The sequence below is a fragment of the Georgenia ruanii genome (assembly GCF_009193175.1).
Lineage (GTDB): Bacteria > Actinomycetota > Actinomycetes > Actinomycetales > Actinomycetaceae > Georgenia > Georgenia ruanii.
In genome coordinates this window covers 44,165-59,911 of record NZ_VUKE01000010.1, presented here as the reverse complement: position 1 = coordinate 59,911, position 15,747 = coordinate 44,165, and the positions used below count along the sequence as shown (strand labels likewise).

At 74.8% G+C, this 15,747-nt stretch carries 15 protein-coding genes and 1 pseudogene; 12 read left to right on the top strand and 4 right to left on the bottom strand.

The features are described 5' to 3' along the window. Positions 1-55 precede the first annotated feature (55 nt). The 10 genes and pseudogenes from GD880_RS11115 to GD880_RS11070 all read left to right on the top strand — a co-directional run bounded on the left by GD880_RS11115 (position 56) and on the right by GD880_RS11070 (position 9,679). Complete coding sequence (locus GD880_RS11115; protein WP_152231690.1) at positions 56-814, top strand: ABC transporter ATP-binding protein; 759 nt, start codon at positions 56-58, stop codon at positions 812-814. Beyond that, positions 811-1,586 (top strand): annotated as a pseudogene (locus GD880_RS11110) (ABC transporter ATP-binding protein). Before GD880_RS11115 ends, GD880_RS11110 begins: the two are co-directional and overlap by 4 nt. Beyond that, positions 1,583-2,455, top strand: a complete 873-nt coding sequence (locus tag GD880_RS11105) for a branched-chain amino acid ABC transporter permease (RefSeq protein ID WP_152231689.1) — start codon at positions 1,583-1,585, stop codon at positions 2,453-2,455. The pseudogene GD880_RS11110 and the gene GD880_RS11105 overlap by 4 nt, the downstream one beginning before the upstream one ends. Continuing rightward, entirely contained in the window at positions 2,452-3,612 is a 1,161-nt protein-coding gene (locus tag GD880_RS11100; protein ID WP_152231688.1) for a branched-chain amino acid ABC transporter permease, read from the top strand. Before GD880_RS11105 ends, GD880_RS11100 begins: the two co-directional genes overlap by 4 nt. Next, the gene (locus GD880_RS11095; RefSeq protein ID WP_226909581.1) at positions 3,609-5,219 is read left to right on the top strand and encodes an AMP-binding protein; all 1,611 of its coding nucleotides are present in this window, start codon (positions 3,609-3,611) and stop codon (positions 5,217-5,219) included. The genes GD880_RS11100 and GD880_RS11095 overlap by 4 nt, the downstream gene beginning before the upstream one ends. Next, entirely contained in the window at positions 5,216-5,911 is a 696-nt protein-coding gene (locus GD880_RS11090) for a TetR/AcrR family transcriptional regulator (RefSeq protein WP_152231687.1), read from the top strand. The genes GD880_RS11095 and GD880_RS11090 overlap by 4 nt, the downstream gene beginning before the upstream one ends. Then, entirely contained in the window at positions 5,908-6,867 is a 960-nt protein-coding gene (locus GD880_RS11085) for an alpha/beta fold hydrolase (protein WP_152231686.1), read from the top strand. The genes GD880_RS11090 and GD880_RS11085 overlap by 4 nt, the downstream gene beginning before the upstream one ends. 85 nt (positions 6,868-6,952) lie before the next feature. Further along, on the top strand, positions 6,953-7,798 hold the full coding sequence (locus GD880_RS11080; protein WP_193314459.1) for a CoA transferase subunit A: 846 nt from the start codon (positions 6,953-6,955) through the stop codon (positions 7,796-7,798). Position 7,799: 1 nt separating this feature from the next. Further along, complete coding sequence (locus GD880_RS11075) at positions 7,800-8,462, top strand: CoA transferase subunit B (RefSeq protein WP_193314458.1); 663 nt, start codon at positions 7,800-7,802, stop codon at positions 8,460-8,462. After that, on the top strand, positions 8,459-9,679 hold the full coding sequence (locus GD880_RS11070; RefSeq protein WP_152231685.1) for an acetyl-CoA C-acyltransferase: 1,221 nt from the start codon (positions 8,459-8,461) through the stop codon (positions 9,677-9,679). The genes GD880_RS11075 and GD880_RS11070 overlap by 4 nt, the downstream gene beginning before the upstream one ends. A 104-nt stretch (positions 9,680-9,783) precedes the next feature. Here GD880_RS11070 and GD880_RS11065 read toward each other — a convergent pair whose 3' ends face one another. After that, positions 9,784-10,911, bottom strand: coding sequence for an alpha/beta fold hydrolase (locus GD880_RS11065; protein ID WP_152231684.1), 1,128 nt, complete (start codon positions 10,909-10,911; stop codon positions 9,784-9,786). 201 nt (positions 10,912-11,112) lie between these two features. Here GD880_RS11065 and GD880_RS11060 point away from each other — a divergent pair, with 201 nt between their 5' ends. Then, positions 11,113-13,230 (top strand): prolyl oligopeptidase family serine peptidase, encoded by a 2,118-nt coding sequence (locus tag GD880_RS11060; RefSeq protein WP_152231683.1) that lies wholly within the window; start codon positions 11,113-11,115, stop codon positions 13,228-13,230. Further along, on the top strand, positions 13,227-13,646 hold the full coding sequence (locus GD880_RS11055; RefSeq protein ID WP_152231682.1) for an HIT family protein: 420 nt from the start codon (positions 13,227-13,229) through the stop codon (positions 13,644-13,646). Before GD880_RS11060 ends, GD880_RS11055 begins: the two co-directional genes overlap by 4 nt. A gap of 9 nt (positions 13,647-13,655) precedes the next feature. On the opposite strand, the gene GD880_RS11050 is transcribed toward GD880_RS11055, so the two are convergent. From GD880_RS11050 to GD880_RS11040, 3 genes are all read right to left on the bottom strand, one after another. After that, positions 13,656-14,048, bottom strand: a complete 393-nt coding sequence (locus GD880_RS11050) for an STAS domain-containing protein (RefSeq protein WP_226909580.1) — start codon at positions 14,046-14,048, stop codon at positions 13,656-13,658. 105 nt (positions 14,049-14,153) lie between these two features. Then, positions 14,154-14,585 carry a heat shock protein transcriptional repressor HspR gene (locus GD880_RS11045; protein WP_152202962.1) on the bottom strand — a complete coding sequence of 144 codons (432 nt, stop codon included), beginning with the start codon at positions 14,583-14,585 and terminating at the stop codon, positions 14,154-14,156. Positions 14,586-14,677: 92 nt separating this feature from the next. Continuing rightward, entirely contained in the window at positions 14,678-15,676 is a 999-nt protein-coding gene (locus GD880_RS11040; RefSeq protein WP_152231778.1) for a DnaJ C-terminal domain-containing protein, read from the bottom strand. Between the last annotated feature and the right edge of the window lie 71 nt (positions 15,677-15,747).

Here is a 15,747-nt window from a genome sequence, read left to right as displayed (position 1 = left end):
GCTGCAGCCAGAACCGCGATGTGGTCGCGCATCGTCGAGGCCCGAGAGGACCAGCATGCCCAGCACCCCCGCGCTCGCCGTCGAGTCCCTGAGCTTTCAGGTCGGCGGCGCGCGGATCCTCACCGACGTCAACCTCGAGGTCACGCCCGGCGAGATGATCGGCGTCATCGGCCCCAACGGGGCGGGCAAGACGACCCTGTTCAACATGATCTCGGGGATCCACGCCCCCACCGCGGGCCGGATCCGCCTCGGTGGCACCGACATCACCCACGAGCCGGTCCACCGCCGCGCCAAGGCGGGCCTGGGCCGGACCTTCCAGACCTCCAACCTCTTCCCCGGGCTGAGCGCGGCGGAGAACGTCCGCCTCGCCGCGCAGCGCCGCCTCGGCGGCAACCTCTCGGTGCTGCGCTTCCCCCGGCGCGGCGACGACGCCTCCCGGGAGGCCCTGGCCCACCTGGAGGAGGTGGGCCTGAGCGAGCTGGCCGACGTCCCGGCGGGTGGGCTGTCCCACGGCGACAAGCGCAAGCTCGAGATCGCCGTCCTGCTCGCCATGGAGCCCGCTGTCATCCTCCTGGACGAGCCGATGGCCGGCGTCGCCCGCGCGGACGTGCCGGGCCTGTCCGAGGTCATCCGCCGCCTGCACCGCGGCCACGGGTGCACCGTCCTCATGGTCGAACACCACATCGACGTCGTCCTCGGACTGGTCGAGCGGGTCGCGGTGCTGCACCAGGGCACCATCCTCGCGCTGGACGCGCCCGGCGCCATCATGGCCGACCCGCTCGTGCAGAGCGCCTACCTGGGAGCCGCCGTATGAGCGCCATCCTCGAGGTCGAGCACCTCTCCGCCGCCATCGGTGGCCAGCAGGTCATCGAGGACATCACCTTCACCGTCCCGGCCACCGGCGTCACCGCCGTCCTGGGCCGCAACGGGGTCGGCAAGACCTCCACCATGAAGGCGGTCCTCGGCCTGATCAGCCGGTCCGGGAAGGTGGTGCTCGACGGCGTGCGCATCGACCGGGAGGACCCCCACCGCATCGTCCGCCGCGGCATCGGCTACGTGCCCGAGGACCGGGAGGTCTTCGGCTCCCTCACCGTCGCGGAGAACCTGCGCCTGGCCGAGCGCGACGCCGCCCCGCGCCGCGACCTCGTCGCCGCGCTCTTCCCCGACCTGGTCAAGCGGTCCGGCCAGCGCGCCGGCACCCTTTCCGGCGGCAGCAGCAGATGCTCTCCCTGGCCCGGGCGCTGCTCAACGACAACCGGCTGCTCCTCGTGGACGAGCCGACCAAGGGCCTGGCGCCCAAGATCGTCGCCGAGGTCGCCGAGGCCCTCGCGGAGGCCGCGCGCACCGTGCCGATCCTCCTCGTCGAGCAGAACCTGCCCGTCATCGAGCGGCTCGCCGAGGGTGCCGTCGTCATCGACTCCGGCCGGGTGGTCCACACCGGCCCGGCCCGCGAGCTGCTCGCCGACCCCGACGCCGTCCAGCGGCTGCTCGGCGTGCACTCCGAGACCGCCGGCACGGTCGCCGCCGCGGCGACCGTGCCGACCCCCGGCGGCCCCGCCGCCACCGCACCGGAGGGCGCGAAGTGAGCACCATCGTCCTGCTGCTGATCACCGGCCTGGGCCTGGGCGCCCTGTACTTCCTCGTCGCATCCGGCCTGTCCCTCATCTACGGGCTCATGGGCGTGCTCAACTTCGCCCACGGCTCCTTCCTCACCCTCGGCGCCTTCGCCGGGTGGGAGGTGGCCCGCCGGGTCGGCGCCACGACGTGGACCGGGTTCCTGCTGGCCCTGCTGGTCGGCGCCGTCGCCGGCGCGGCCATCGCCGCGGTCACCGAGCTGCTGCTCATCCGGCCCCTGTACAACCGGCACATCGAGCAGGTCCTCGTGACCGTCGGGCTGGGCCTGGCCACCGTGGCGCTCTTCGAGGGCGTGTGGGGCACCGACGCGATCACCATCGCCGGCCCGGCCTGGCTCGGCTCGACCACCACGGTGCTCGGCGCGCGGATCTCCAACGACAACTTCCTGGCCGTCGCCGTCGCCGTCGCCGTGCTCGCCGCGCTCGTGCTCTTCCTCAAGCACACCCGCTACGGCCTCATCATCCGGGCCGGGGTGGAGAACCGCGCGATGGTCACCGCGCTGGGCATCGACGTGCGCCGCTCGTTCACCCTGGTCTTCTCGATCGGCGGCGCGGCGGCCGGGCTGGCCGGGGTGCTGGCCTCGCAGTCCTTCAACTACGTCTCCGCGCACCTGGGCGCCACCCTGCTGATCTTCGCCTTCATCGTCACGGTCATCGGCGGCCTCGGCTCGCTCAGCGGGGCGGCGGTCGCGGCCGTGCTCGTGGCCATCCCGCAGCAGCTGGCCAACTTCTACTGGGGCGTCGGCGATCTCATCGCGGTGCTCGCCCTCGCCGTCGTCCTGCTGCTGCGGCCCTCCGGACTCCTGGGAGCGAAGGCATGACCACCTCCACGCGGGCCCCCGAGGCCGCCGCCGTCCGCGCCCCGGCCCCGCCGGCACGGCCCCGCCGCCGGCTGGCTCCGTGGGTGGGCGGCGCCGTCGCCGTCGTCGTCCTGTTCAGCCTGCCGCTGCTCAACATCCCGCTGCCCGGGGTGCTGCCCGGGCCCACCTACACCCCCGGCAGCCTCCACCTCATGGCGCTGTGCCTGCTGTTCGCGGCCCTGGCCCTGAGCTACCACCTGCTCTACGGCGTCGCCGGCATGCTCAGCTTCGGCCACGCCCTGTACTTCGCCGCCGGCGCGTACGGGCTGGGCATCCTCCTCAAGCACACCGAGCTCGGTCTGCTGCAGGCCGCCGCGCTCGTGCTGGTGGGCGCGATCGTGCTCGCCCACGTCGTCGGGGCCGTCTCGCTGCGGGTCACCGGCGTCTCCTTCGCCATGGTCACCCTCGCCTTCGCCCAGGCCGGCAACGTGCTCGCGCGACGCAACACCTGGGGGCTCACCGGCGGGGAGGAGGGCGTAGGGCTGCGCACCACCAACGTGCCGGACGCCCTGGTCGGGGTGGTCAACACCCGCACCATCTACTGGGTCGCCCTCGGCGTCCTGGTGCTCGTCTACGTCGTGGTCACCTGGGTGCAGCGTTCCCGTGCCGGGCACGTGGTCGAGGCGACCCGCGAGAACGAGATGCGCGTGCGGGTCATCGGGCAGCAGCCCTACCTGATCCGGCTGCTCACGTTCGTCATCGCCGCCGGCCTCGCCGCCGTCATCGGCATGGCGTACCTGGTCCTGCAGTCCCAGGCGGTCCCGCAGATCTCCTCCGCGGACTTCACCATCACGGTGCTGGTCATGGTGGTGCTCGGCGGCGTCGGCTCACGGTGGGGCGCCGTCGTTGGCGCGGTCGTCTACACCCTGCTCGACCAGCGCCTCGGCGTCTTCGCCTCCTCGGACCTCGTCGCCGGGCTGCCCGCGGTGCTCCGCGTGCCGCTGAGCGAGCCGCTCTTCATCCTCGGGGTGCTGTTCATCCTCGTGGTGCTGTTCCTCCCAGGCGGCATCGCCGGCGCCGTCGAGCGGCTGCGCACCCGGGGTGGCCCGCGCCGGGCGTCCGGCGCGCGGGAGTCGACGACGACCGCCCAGCGCCGCCGGCTCGAGGAGCTCGCGTGAGCGCCCTGCCCCCGGCGGCGGACCGGCACACCCTGGGCCGGTGGACCACCGACCGGGCCCGGCTCACCCCGGCCACGGTCGCCGTCGACGAGCGCGGCCGGCAAACCACGTACGCCGAGCTCGACGCCCGGGCCACCGCGCTGGCCGAGCGGCTCCTGCGGGCCGGGTACGGCCACGGCGACCGGGTCGCCACCCTGACCCGCAACAGCACCGACCACGTCGTGCTCTTCTTCGCCTGCGCCAAGGCCGGGCTCGTGCTCGTCCCGCTGTCCTGGCGGCTGGCCGGCGAGGAGCTCGCCTACCAGCTGCGGCACGCCCGCCCCGCGCTCGTGCTGGTCCAGGCGCCGCTGGCCGAGGCCGCCCGGGCCGCGCTCGTTGGGACGGACCCGGCCCCGGCCGTGGAGCTGCTCGGGCCCGACGGCGTCGAGGCGCACGTGCCGCACCCCGTGCGCACCGACCCGGCCCCGCCGGCCGGCCCCCGCCCGGTGGCCGACGACGACCCGCTGCTCGTCGTCTACACCTCCGGCACCGCCACGGCGCCCAAGGGCGTGGTGCTCACCCACGGCAACTGCTTCTGGACCAACCTCTCCCTGGCCGGGGCCACCGGGCTGACGGCCGAGGACGTCGTGCTCGCCGTGCTGCCCCAGTTCCACGTGGGCGGGTGGAACATCCAGCCGCTGCTGGCCTGGTGGACCGGCGCCACCGTCATCCTCGAGCCGGACTTCGACGCCGGCCGGGCGCTGGCCGCCGTCGCCGCGCACGGCGTCACCACGATGATGGGGGTGCCGACGAACTACCGGCTCCTGGCCGAGCACCCGGACTTCGCCACCGCCGACCTGTCCACCCTCACCCACGCCGTCGTCGGCGGCGCGACCATGCCCGAGGAGCTGCTGCGCACCTGGCACGCGCGCGGGGTGCGCATCACCCAGGGCTACGGGCTGACCGAGGCCGGCCCCAACGTGCTCGCGCTGCCCGCGGCCGACGCCGTCACCCACCTCGGCTCGGTCGGCAAGCCCTACCCCCACGTCGAGGTGGCCGTGGCCGACCCGACCACCGGTGAGCTGATGGCCGGCCCGGGCCGCGGCGAGCTGCTCGTGCGCGGGCCGGCCGTCTTCGCCGGCTACCTGCGCGACGCCGAGGCCACCGCCGCGGCCGTGCGCGACGGGTGGCTGCGCACCGGCGACCTCGTCGAGCGCGACGGCGACGGGTACTTCAGCGTCGTCGACCGCCTCACCGACATGTACATCTCCGGCGGGGAGAACATCTCCCCCGCCGAGGTCGAGGCCGCCCTGACCGCGCACCCGGACATCCGCGAGGCCGCCGTCGTCGGCGTGCCCCACCCGCGCTGGGGCGAGGTCGGCCACGCGTACGTCGTGGCCCGGCCGGGTGCCCGGCTGACCGCCGAGGGCGTCATCGCCCACGCGCGCACCCGGCTGGCGGCGTTCAAGGCCCCGCGCACCGTCGGCTTCGTCGACGAGCTGCCCCGCACCGCGCTGCACAAGCTGCGCCGCGGCGCCCTGGGCCGGCCCGAGACCGCGGCGCCGCCGGCCGCACCGCTGCGCCTGGTGCCGCCGACGGCCCCACGGCCCGCCGAGGAGGCCCGGTGAGCGCCCAGCCGCGCACCGAGCGCGGCGGCCGTACCAGGGCCCGGATCCTCGAGGTCGCCACCCAGGTCTTCGCCGAGCGGGGCTACCACGACGCCTCCATCGTCAAGATCACCGCCGCCGCCGAGGTCGGCCAGGGCACCTTCTACCTCTACTTCGCCTCCAAGCAGGAGGTGTTCGAGGAGGTGGTGCGCGACCTCAACCAGCGGGTGCGCCGGGCCATGGTCGCCGCCTCCAGCGCCGAGACCGGCCGCCTCGCCGCCGAGCGGGCCGGCTTCGCCGCCTACTTCCGCTTCACCGCCGCCAACCCGGCGCTGTACCGGATCATGCGGCAGGCCGAGATCGTCGCCCCGCACGTGCTGCGCGAGCACTACGAGCGCATCGCCGACGGGTACGTGGCCGGCCTCCGCGCGGCCCGCGCGCACGGAGAGCTCGCCGAGGAGATCGACCCCGAGGTGGCCGCCTGGGCCCTCATGGGCATCGGGGAGATGGCCGGCATGCGGTGGGTGCTGTGGGCGCAGCCCGACGGCCCGGCCCCCGGCACGGCCGGCGCAGGCTCGGGCTCCACCGACGGGACGGCCACCCTGGCCGAGCGGCCCGGCCTCCCGCCCGAGGTCTTCGACGCCACCATGCGCCTGGTCGAGCGCGCCCTCTCCCCCGCCCCGGGGACCCCGACGGAAGGACCGACCGCATGAGCACCAGCCTCGCCACGCACGCCTACTCCGAGGTGGACGTCGCCGTCGACGGCGGCACCCTGCACGCCGGGGTCTGGGAACCCCCGGGCGGCCCCGCCGACGCGCCGACGGTCCTGGCCGTCCACGGCATCACCGCCACCCACCGGGCCTGGAGCTGGGTCGCCCCCGCGCTGCCCGGGGTCCGGGTGGTCGCGCCCGACCTGCGCGGCCGCGGCCGCTCCAACGCCCTGCCCGGCCCGTACGGCATGGCCCGGCACGCCGACGACGTCGCCGCCCTCGCCCGGCACCTCGGGCTGAGCGATCTCGTCGTCGCCGGGCACTCGATGGGCGGGTTCGTCGCCGTCGTCCTCGCGCACCGCCACCCCGCCCTCGTCCGCTCCCTCGTCCTCGTCGACGGCGGGCTGCCGCTGGCCCTGCCGGCCGGCCTGGACCCCGACGCCGCCATGGCCGCGGTGCTCGGCCCGGCCGCCCAGCGCCTGGCCATGACCTTCGCCGACGCCGACGCCTACCGCGCCTTCTGGCAGGCGCACCCGGCCTTCGCCGGGCACTGGGGCGAGGACCTGGGACAGTACTTCGACTACGACCTCGAGCCGGCCGACGGCGCCTACCGGTCCTCCGCGCGCCTGGAGGCGATGACGGGCGACCAGCGGGAGCTGTTCAGCGGGGAGTCCCTGCTGCCGGCGCTGCGCGCGCTCGCCGTGCCCGCCACGTTCCTGCGCGCCCCCGCGGGCCTGCTCGCCGACGCCCCGCTCTACCCGTCGCCGGTGGTGCGCGAGTGGGCCGGGCGGCTGCCGACGCTGCGCGTGGTCGAGGTCCCGGAGGTGAACCACTACACGATCGTCATGACCCCGGCCGGCGCGGCGGCCGTCGTCCGGGAGGTCACCGCGGAGCTGGCGAGAGGCCGCGGCGCCGGAGCCGACGCCGAGGTCATGAGGCCACAGGATCGACGCGGGTGATAGCCGCTATCGACACATCACGATTCCCCGGACGAGGCGGGGCGTGCACAGTACCCAGAGGCATGAGCGACGAGGAGGTCCCGGCGTGAACGGGTTGGACAAGGTGGTGGGTTCGGCCGCGGAGGCGGTCGCGGACGTCGGCGACGGCGCGTCGCTGGCGGTGGGCGGGTTCGGGTTGTCGGGCAACCCGATGGCGCTGATCGAGGCGCTGCTGGCCACCGGGGTGGGGAACCTGAAGGTGGTCTCGAACAACTGCGGGGTGGACGACTGGGGCCTGGGGCTGTTGTTGGGGGCGGGCCGGCTGGCGAAGATGACCGCCTCCTACGTGGGGGAGAACAAGGAGTTCGAGCGGCAGTTCCTCTCCGGCGAGCTCGAGGTGGAGCTGACCCCGCAGGGCACGCTGGCGGAGAGGCTGCGCGCGGGCGGGTCCGGGATCGCGGCGTTCTTCACCCCCACCGGGGTGGGCACCCAGGTCGCCGAGGGCGGCCTGCCGCGCCGCTACGACGGGGCCGGCGGGGTGGCGGTGGCCTCGGAGCGCAAGGAGACCCGCACGTTCGCCGTCGCCGGGCAGGTGCGGGAGTTCGTCCTGGAGGAGGCGATCACGACCGACTTCGCCCTGGTCCACGCCGCGAAGGGTGACCGGCACGGGAATCTGGTGTTCACCAAGGCGGCGCGGAACTTCTCCCCGCTGGCCGCGATGGCCGGGCGGGTGTGCATCGCCCAGGTCGAGGAACTGCTCGAGCCCGGCGCGCTCGACCCCGACGAGATCCACCTGCCCGGCATCTACGTCCACCGCGTGGTCCACGTCGGCACCGACATCGAGAAGCGGATCGAGAAGCGCACCGTGCGCGAAGGCGGCACCATCGGTGCCGGGGCCGGCAGCGACGGCGCCACCACCGCGGCCGGCGCGAGCACAGGCAAGGAGGCCTGAGATGGCACTGACCCGCCAGCAGATGGCCGCCCGGGCGGCCCTGGAGCTGCCCGACGGCGCGTACGTCAACCTCGGCATCGGGCTGCCCACCCTGGTGCCCAACTACGTCCCGGAGGGCCGTCAGGTGGTGCTGCAGTCGGAGAACGGCATCCTCGGGGTGGGCCCCTACCCGGTGGACGAGGCGGTGGACGCGGACCTGATCAACGCCGGCAAGGAGACCGTCACCACCCTGCCGGGGGCGGCGTTCTTCGACTCCGCGCTGTCCTTCGGGATGATCCGGGGCGGGAAGATCGACGTCGCGATCCTCGGCGGCATGCAGGTCTCGGAGGCCGGGGACCTGGCCAACTGGATGATCCCGGGCAAGATGGTCAAGGGCCCGGGCGGGGCGATGGACCTCGTCCACGGCGCCGGGAAGGTCATCGTCCTGATGGAGCACAACGCGAAGAACGGCGCCGCGAAGATCGTGCGCGAGTGCTCGCTGCCGCTGACCGGCCGCGGCGTGGTGGACCGGATCATCACCGACCTGGCCGTCATCGACGTCACGCCCGGCGGGCTGGTGCTCGTCGAGACCGCCCCCGGCGTGTCGGTGGAGGAGGTCCGCGACCGGACCGAGCCGGAGCTGGCCGTGTCCGAGGAGCTGACCGCCGTGGAGGTGCAGGCATGAGCATCAACGATCCCACCACCACTCCCACCGACCAGGCGCCTACCGACGTGGTCATCGTCGGCGCGGCCCGGACCCCGCAGGGCAAGCTGCGCGGCCAGCTCGCCTCCTTCACCGCCGTCCAGCTCGGCGCCGCCGCCATCAAGGGCGCGTTGGAGCGGGCCGGCCTCGACCCCGGCGAGGTCGAGGCGGTCGTCCTCGGTCAGGTGCTGCAGGCCGGGGTCGGGCAGAACCCGGCTCGGCAGGCCGCCATCGGCGCCGGCATCGGCTGGTCGGCGCACACCGCGACGGTGAACAAGGTGTGCCTGTCCGGGCTGACCGCGGTCATCGACGCCGCCCGGCTGCTGCGGTCCGGGGAGGCCGACGTCGTCGTCGCCGGCGGCATGGAGTCCATGACCAACGCCCCGCACCTCCTCCCGGGCTCGCGGGCCGGGTACGCCTACGGGCCGGTCACGCTGCTGGACCACACCGCCCACGACGGGCTCACCGACGCCTTCGACCACGAGGCCATGGGCACCGCCACCGAGCGGTACACCACCGAGAAGTACCCGCTGACGCGGGAGCAGCAGGACGCCGTCGCCGCCGCCTCCCACCAGCGCGCCGCCGCCGCCTGGGAGGCCGGGGTCTTCGCCGGCGAGGTCGTGCCGCTGACCGTGAGCACGCGGAAGGGCGAGACGGTCGTCGACCGCGACGAGGGCATCCGCCCCGACACCACGCCTCAGACCCTCGCCAGGCTGCGCCCGGCGTTCGTCGAGGGCGGGTCGATCACCGCCGGCAACGCCTCGCCGATCTCCGACGGCGCCGCCGCCGTGGTCCTGACCACCCGCGCGCACGCCGAGGAGCGGGGCTGGAAGGTGATGGCCACGATCCGGGCCGCCGGGCAGGTCGCCGGCCCGGACACCTCCCTGCACGCCCAGCCCGCCCGCGCCATCCAGGCGGCGCTGAAGCGGCAGGGCTGGGACACGGGCGACCTGGACCTCATCGAGATCAACGAGGCCTTCGGCGCCGTGGTCGCCCAGTCCGTCGCCGAGCTCGGCGCCGACCCCGCCGTCGTCAACCCGCACGGCGGCGGCATCGCCATCGGCCACCCCATCGGCGCCTCCGGCGCCCGCCTCGTCGTCCACGCCGCCCACCAGCTCGCCACCGACCACGTCCGCCGCGCCGCCGTGGGCTTGTGCGGCGGCGGCGGCCAGGGCGAGGCCCTGCTCCTCGAGGCCTGACCACGAGGAAGGGGGCCTCGACCAGGCGCGCTCGCGTCAGAGCTGCGCCAACGCGGTCGAGGTTCTGGTCGGCACAGCGACCAGAACCTCGGCCTCGTTGCCGGTCAGCCCGCCGGGTCGGGCGCGGCCTGCGGCTCGGCCGCCCGGCGCGCCGCGAGGGCATCGGCGAGCAGGTCGCGGAAGCGGCCCGGCACCTCCAGGTGCGGGCTGTGCCCCACCCCCTCGAGCACCACCTCCTCGTATGCCCCGCCGTTCGCGGCGAAGCGGTCGAGCACGGCGCGCATCTGGGCGACCATCGGCTGGGCGGGGTAAGCCTCCTCGCCGGGCCAGCCCGGGATCGCGCCGAGGGCGCCGAGGTTGCCGAGGTCGAACAGCGAGGCGTCGGAGACGATGGCGTCCCGGTTGCCCCGCACCCAGGTCACCGGTCCCACGCCGCGGACCTCAGCGAAATCGCTGACGTCGAAGAAGGCCGGCGAGATGGCGTTGTTCATGCCGGTCGTGCCCGGCGCGACGCCGGGCCAGTGCTCGCTCGGCACCGACGGGCCCGGGTAGTGCCCGTCGCCGATCCGGGTCGAGAGGACCGAGTCGAGGAGCATCTCCTCGTCCTGCGGGACGAAGCCGGGCGCGACGTAGAAGGCGCGGAAGACGTTGCGGGGCGAGTGCGGCTGCTCGGTGCCGCGGTCGCCGGCGGCGATGGCGGCGGCGAAGTCCCGGTTGGCGGTGCCCCCGCCAGAGCCGGCGTGGTCGTCCCACACCGGCGCCCCCTCCGCGCCGCGGGTGCCGCCGAAGCCGTAGGGCGACATCGGCGCCTCGAGGACGATCGCGCCCACCCGCTCGGGATGGTCGATCGCCAGCTGCATGACCACCCCAGCGCCGGCGGAGTGGGCCACGAAGTCGGCCCGGTCGATGCCCAGCGCGGTCATGACGGCGAGCACGTCGTCGGCGAAGTCCCGCATGCCGCGCGTGGCGTCGACCGGTAGCGGCTCGGTGTCGCCGAAGCCGCGCAGGTCGGGTGCGACGCCCCGGTAGCCGGCGGGGAGCTGCTCGAGCAGCCGGTGGAAGAAGGCCGAGGAGGAGCAGTTGCCGTGGACGAGGACGACGGCGGGCTGCCCGGCGGTGCGCCGTGCCCACCCGTCCACGCCGTCGCCGCCGTCCGCGACCGGCGTCTCCGCGGCGCGCACGTGCACCCGCAACCGATCCGTCGCCACGTCGAACTCGTGCACCTGGCTCATGGGTCCCCTCCGCTCCGGGCGGCCCCGTCGCCGCCCCCGGGAAGCAGGGTAGGCCGCCCGCGCGGCCCGCCGGCGCGTTTCCGCTGCTCGGCGGCGCGCGGGACGGAAGCGGGGCCGCCAGGAACGCGCCGTCGGCCCGCGGGCGCCCCGCCGGGTTCACCGGCGCCCCGCCCGTCGCCGCGGCGTGGTGTGATAGCAGGCATGACGAGCACCACCGACCCCGACCGGTCCGCGGCCACCGTCACGGTGGCCGCGGACCCGTACGGCTGGCTCGAGGACGTCGAGGGCGAGGAGGCCCTGGCGTGGGTCCGGGCCCGCAACGCCGAGGCAGAGTCCGCGCTGACCACGTCCCCCCGCTTCGAGGCGCTGCGCACCGGCATCCTCGAGGTCCTCGACTCCACCGCGAAGATCCCGGGCGTGGTCCAGCGCGGGGCGCACCTCTACAACTTCTGGACCGACGCCGACCACGTCCGCGGCGTCTGGCGGCGCACCACCTGGGCGTCCTACCGCACCGCCGAGCCGGAGTGGGAGGTGCTCATGGACGTCGACGCGCTCGCCGCGGCCGAGGGCGTCGGCTGGGTGTGGCACGGCGCCCGCGTGCTGCGCCCGTCCTTCACCCGGGCGCTGGTGTCCCTGTCCCGCGGGGGCTCGGACGCGGACGAGACCCGCGAGTTCGACCTGGTGACGAAGACCTTCGTCGCCGACGGCTTCCGCCGGCCCGAGTCCAAGGGCGGCATGGGCTGGGCGGACGGCGCGGGCGAGGAGGTCTTCGTCTACACCGACGTCGGCGACGGGTCGATGACCACCTCCGGCTACCCCCGCACCGTGCGGCGGTGGCGGCGCGGGACGCCGCTGGCCGAGGCGCCGGAGGTCTTCGGCGGGGAACGCACGGACCTGTCAGTGGTCGCCGTGCGCGACACCACGCCGGGCTTCGAGCGCGACTTCGTCGTGCGGTCCCGGGCGTTCTACGACTCCGACACGTACCTGCTGGGCGCGGGGGGCGCGCTCACCCGGCTCGACGTGCCGCGCTCGGCCGAGCCGGGGGTGCAGCGCGAGTGGCTCACCGTCGAGCTGCGCGAGGACTGGGAGGTGGCGGGCCGCACCTACCCGGGCGGCGCCCTGCTGGCCACCCGCTTCGCCGACTTCCTCGCCGGCGACCGCGACTTCGAGGTGCTCTACGCCCCCACCGCCACGACGTCGCTCGCCGGCGCCTCCTGGACGCGCCACCACCTGGTGCTCAACATCCTCGACGACGTGACCAACCGGCTCGAGGTGCTCACCCCGCCGGCCGGCGCCGCCCCCGGCCCGTGGCGGCGCCGCCCGCTGGACCTGGGCGAGGCCACCCACGGCGCGGTCCCGGCGCTGGCCACCATCGCCGTCGGCGCGGTCGACCCCGACGAGGAGGACGCCCTGTGGCTGACCACCTCGGGGTTCCTCTCCCCCACCACCCTCTCCCGCCTCGACCTCGACGCCGACGGCGCCACCGTGGGGGTCGAGCGGCTCAAGTCCCTACCCGCGTTCTTCGACGCCACCGGCCTGCACGTGGAGCAGCACTTCGTCCGGTCCGACGACGGCACCCGGGTGCCGTACTTCCAGGTCTCCCGGGAGCCGGTCGCGCCCGGCGGGCCCGCCCCGACCCTGCTGGCCGGCTACGGCGGCTTCGAGGTCTCCCGGCTGCCCGGCTACTCCGGGGGCGTGGGGCGCTCGTGGCTGGCCCGGGGCGGGGTGTACGTGGTGGCGAACATCCGCGGGGGCGGGGAGTACGGGCCACGTTGGCACCAGGCCGCGCTGCGCGAGCACCGCCACCGGGCCTACGAGGACTTCGCGGCCGTGGCGCGCGACCTGGTCGCGCGCGGGGTGACCGACCCCGCCCACCTGGGCGCGCAGGGCGGCTCCAACGGCGGCCTGCTGGTGGGCAACATGCTCACCGGCTACCCCGAGCTGTTCGGGGCGATCGTGTGCCAGGTGCCGCTGCTGGACATGCGCCGCTACTCGCACCTGCTCGCCGGCGCGTCGTGGATGGCCGAGTACGGCGACCCCGACGACCCCCGGCAGTGGGAGTACATCCAGACCTTCTCGCCCTATCACCTGGTCGACCCGGCCGCCGCCTACCCGCCGGTCCTGTTCACCACCTCCACCCGCGACGACCGCGTGCACCCGGGCCACGCCCGCAAGATGGCCGCGAAGATGCTCGCGGCAGGCAAGGACGTCACCTCCTTCGAGAACCTCGAGGGCGGCCACGGCGGGGCGGCCACCAACGCGCAGGCGGCGTTCATGCAGGCCCTCGCCTTCGAGTTCCTGTGGCAGCGGCTGGGGTGAGCTGCGTCTTCTGCGGCATCGCCGCCGGCGCCGAGCCGGCCAGCGTGGTCCGCGACGACGGCGAGGTCCTGGCCTTCCTCAGCACCGCCCCGGTGAATCCCGGCCATGCCCTGGTGGTGCCCCGTGCCCACGCGACCGGGCTGGCGGACTTGCCGGCGGACACGGGCGCGGCCATATGGCGCCTGGCGCGGGAGCTGGCCGTGGCGCTGCGGCGGGACGCGGCCTGGGCCGAGGGTGTGAACCTGCACCTGTCCGACGGCGCGGCGGCGGGCCAGCACGTCGATCACGTGCACCTGCACGTGATCCCGCGCTTCGCCGAGGACGGGCTGCGGATCACCGACGCGCGGCACGAGCCGCCGTCGCGCGTCGAGCTCGACGACGTCGCGGTGCGGCTGCGCGCGGCCCTGGGCGGGTAGGGAGCGAGATCAGGCCAGCATCTCGCCCCGAGCCGGCTCGGGGTCGGGGAAGCCGGGGTCGACGTCGACGATGTCGACGATCTCCCCGATCTTGGTGACCTCGAGCAGGAACCGCACGACGTCCGGTGGCTGGATGATGCGCAGCCGGTCCGGGAGCCGGTAGGCGAGCCGGGCGAGCACGGCGATGACCGAGGAGTCCATGAAGGTGACGTTGCGCGCGTCGACCTCCAGGGGCAGGCCGGAGCGCTCGATGGTGACGGCGGCCTGGCCCAGCTCCTCGTTCATGCTGATGTCGACCTCGCCGGACAGGACGAGGCGGTTGTGGGTGGCGGAGGTCAGCAGCGCCGTCGATCCCTCGCTGCCCGAGCGTTCCTCGGAGTGGGTCTCCACCATGTCAGTCATGAGCCGGATCTCTCTTCGGGGCGACACCGGTCAGGTCCGGCTGTCGGCAAGCGTAAGCCTGTACCGCCCGAAACTCCTATACCGGGCGGTGTCCGGCCGTGGGTGTCAGTACTCGCGGGGGCGCCACAGCACGAGCGCCCCGCCGTTGGTCGTGGTCACCCGCCGCACGCGGGTGCCACGCGGCAGGGCGACGACGTCGCCGGTCGGGCCCGCCGCGAAGACCCGGTGACCGGGGTCGACCACCGAGCGCAGGTTGTCCAGCTCGGAGCGCACCTGCGCCAGCTCGCGCTGGAGGTCCAGGATGCGCTTGATGCCGGCGAGGTTGATGCCCTCCTCCTGGCTGAGCCGCTGGACCTCGCGCAGCAGCGCGACGTCGCGCAGGGTGTAGCGCCGCCCCCGACCGCGGGTGCGCTGCGGCTCCACGATGCCCAGGCGATCGTACTGGCGCAGGGTCTGCGGGTGCATCCCGGCCAGCTCGGCTGCGGCGGAGACGGTCAGGATGGGTGCGTCCTCACGTCCCCCGGCCTGCAGTGCCATGTCTCCTCCTTCCGCCTCGCCGCCCACCGGCCCGGCGGCGGGCCGGTGCGGCGACCGCCGACGGCGGGCGGGGGCCCGCCGTCAGGTCGCTCCTACTGGCCGGCGAGCTCGGTGAGCCCCGCCCGGGGGTTGGCCCCCTCGTTCGCCTCGGCGAAGGCCTTCACCGCCGCCTTGGCCGCGCTGCTCAGCCGGCTCGGCACGACGACGTTCACGGTGACGAGCAGGTCGCCGTCGGGCGTCGCGGGCAGGTCCAGCCCCTTGTGCCGCACCCGGAGCGTGCGGCCCGACGGGGTGCCGGCCGGCACCTTCACCTTGACCGCGCGCCCGTCCAGCGTCGGCACCTCGATGGTGGCGCCCAGCGCCGCCTCGTCGAACGTGATCGGCACGGTGAGGCGCAGGTTCTTCCCGTCCAGGGAGAACACCGGGTGCGGGTCGACGTGCACGGTGACGATGAGGTCGCCGGGCTCCCCGCCGCCGGCCCCGGGCTGGCCCTTGCCGCGCAGACGGATCTTCTGCCCGTCGTGCACCCCCGGCGGGATGCGGGTGGTCATCGTCCGGCCGTCCACGGTGAGCTGGACCGTCGCCCCGGTGACCGCCTGCCGGAAGGGCAGGCGGGTGGTGGCGGTGATGTCCGCGCCGCGCTGCGCCCGGCGCCGCGAGCCGAAGCCCCCGCCGCCGAACATGCCGGAGAGGATGTCCTCGAAGCCGCCGGTGCCGGTGCCCGTGCCCGAGGGGGCGGTCGTGGAGTACCGCACCCGCGCGCCGCCCGGCGCGCCCTGGCCGAACATCCCGCCGAACAGGTCCTCGAACCCGGCGCCGCCGGCGCCGGTGCCGGCCGAGAACCGCGCCCCGCCGCCGGCCATCGCGCGCAGCGCGTCGTACTGCTTGCGCTGCTCGGGGTCGGAGAGCACGGCGTAGGCCTCGCCGACCGACTTGAACCTCTCCTCGGCCGCGGCGTTCCCGGGGTTCTGGTCCGGGTGGTACTTGCGGGCGAGCTTGCGGTAGGCCTTCTTGATCGCGTCGGCGTCGGCGTCCTTCGCGACGCCGAGGGTGGCGTAGAAGTCCTTCTCGAGCCAGTCCTGGCCGGTCATCACGCCTCACCTCCTCGATCGTGCGGTGCCGCGGCGGGAATCCCGCCGCGGCACCTGCCTACTGTGGTCTC